Here is a 2,353-nt window from a genome sequence, read left to right on the forward strand (position 1 = left end):
AAGGACATCAACGTGGACGCGATGGCCAAGGAGATGGGCACCACCGAGGCCGGTACGAACTCGATCAACGACATCACCCCGGTGCTGAACAAGGAGACCGGTAAGAACGACGCCTACCACTCGGTGGAGATCCGTAACCCCGACGCCGACGCCAAGCAGACCGATCAGCTGCGCGCCGACATCGTCCGCACCGTCGACGACGGCCGGGCCGTGGTCGCGAACATCGCCGGCACCAGCACCGACACCGACGGCACCACGCACTCCTATGAGGGTGGGCACTACATCAGCGTGGTCGGCTACCGCGACAACGGCAACACCGTCACCATCGCCGACTCCGCCGACCCCAACCAGGCCTCCTACCAGATCACCGTCGAGCACCTCGCCGACTGGATCGCCACCCGCGGCTACGCCACCAGCTAAACCACACCAGCACACGAACGACGAAGGGCCGGACCCCACCACGGGGCCCGGCCCTTCGTCGTCGTTTTCCACCAACTGCGCAACGTATTGACAAGTTTCGACATTGCGGTGAGGCTTGTGGGTGGTGAGAGCGCTCTCTCGCATCGGCCGGAACCGGCCGCCACCACAACTGGCCAGGGCTATCCCCGACGTCTTCGGCGGCGGCGTCGGAGCCGACCCTGACCCGTCCCCCCGACAGGAGTCACGAGATGGACAGGGCCGCACCCCTATCCGGCACCCACCGCCGCCTGCGCATCGTCACGGCGATCGGCGCCCTGCTGGTGCTACTCGGCACGTACCTGGTGTCCGCCACCGGCCAGGCCGACGCCGCCCCGACCAGAGCCGACCGGGCCGACGCCGCACCCGACCGGGCCGATGGCGACTTCGGCACCAACGTCATCCGGGTCGCCGAGTTCCCCGCCGACTGCACCTACAGCCACCGGCTACCGGACGACCCGATCATCTTCCCCGGGCTGCCCGGGGCATCGCACATGCACAGCTTCTTCGGCAGCACGGTGACGAACGCCCGCACCACGCTCCCCGACCTGGTCAACTCCCCCACCACCTGCAACCCGCGAGTGGACGTCTCGTCCTACTGGGTGCCGACGCTGTACCGGGACAACGTGCCGGTGGAGCCGGCGATCGCCACGTTCTACTACCTGGGCGAGGGCGTACGCTCCGACGTCGTCGCGAACACCCAGCCGTTCCCGCTGGGGCTGCGGCTGGTCGCCGGCAACGCGAAGGCCACCGGGCCGAACGACAGCATCGCCCGTTGGTCGTGCCTGCACGCCGGGCACGTGCCGCCGTCGAAGGACTTCGTGAACTGCCCGTCCGGCACGATGCTGGAGTCGTACCTGGACTTCCCGCAGTGTTGGAACGGCCGGGACCTGGACTCGGCGGACCACAAGAGCCACCTGGCGTACCCGGTGAACCAGGCCTGCCCGAGCACCCACCCGGTGCACGTGCCGAAGTTGCGGCAGGTGCTGCGGTACCCGGTCACCGGTGACCCGTCGCGGTTCCGGCTGGCGTCCGGGCCGGGTTACACGATGCACGGCGACTTCTTCAACGCCTGGCCGGTGGCGGAGATGGCCCGCCGGGTCCAGGACTGCATCCGTCCCGTCATCAAGTGCGGTCACGACGGCCGACCGATCTGAGCGACAGGTGCACACCACGGCGGCGGGCCCGGTCACATGGGCCCGCCGCCCTGGCGGGAAGGAGGTCGGATGCGCCGATCAGCAGCATCTACAGTGCTCGTCGCCGTCCTGCTCGTCGCCGGCTGCGGTGCCGGGCAGCCCCGCGACCCGACCAGCATCGCACCGACCGAGCCACCGGCGGTCGACCTGGCACCGGCCCGGCCACCGACTGTCGCGCCGGCACCGACGGGTACGCCGGGGTCGTTCAGCCCCACCGACGTCGCCTGGCTCCAGTTGACGGTGGCGATGGCCGAACGCCTGCTGCCCGTACTCGAACTCGTGCCGGCGCGGACCACGGACCCGGCCTGGCGACGTCTGGCCGCCCAGGTCGAGGCCACCGAGCGCGCCGACCTGGACCGGGCCCGCCGGCTGTTGGCAGTTGCCGGTGCGCCGACGACCAACCCGCACGAGGGTCACGACATGCCGGGCATGGTCACCGCCGAGCAGGTGACCGCGCTGCGGGCGGCCACCGGGTCGCCATTCCACCGGCTGCTCGCCGGGCACCTACGCGCGCACCTCGCGCAGGCGGCCCGGATCGCCGGCGCGGAGCAGCACGCCGGGGCCCACCCGGCGACCACGGCGATGGCCGGGGCGGTGGTCCGGGCGACGAACCTCGCGGTACTCCCGCATGACCTGGTCGTCCAGGACCGGCACGACCCGGTCGCCCACGACGCGCTCCACGCGTACCGGGGCGGCGACCA

Annotated in this window: 3 protein-coding genes; all 3 read left to right on the plus strand. The window is 70.8% G+C overall.

Translation table 11 applies throughout. From position 1 onward, the window contains the following. Positions 1 to 420, plus strand: a 420-nt coding sequence (locus tag ACWCO3_RS34035) for a C39 family peptidase (RefSeq protein WP_358167955.1), incomplete at its 5' end; no start/stop codon positions are given. A 248-nt stretch (positions 421 to 668) separates the two neighbouring features. Further along, entirely contained in the window at positions 669 to 1,613 is a 945-nt protein-coding gene (locus tag ACWCO3_RS34040) for a DUF1996 domain-containing protein (protein WP_357937743.1), read from the plus strand. Between the two features lie 69 nt (positions 1,614 to 1,682). Next, positions 1,683 to 2,353 (plus strand): DUF305 domain-containing protein (locus ACWCO3_RS34045; protein ID WP_450014076.1); only part of this gene is annotated, 671 nt, incomplete at its 3' end.

This window comes from Micromonospora sp. NPDC002411 (genome assembly GCF_053592955.1).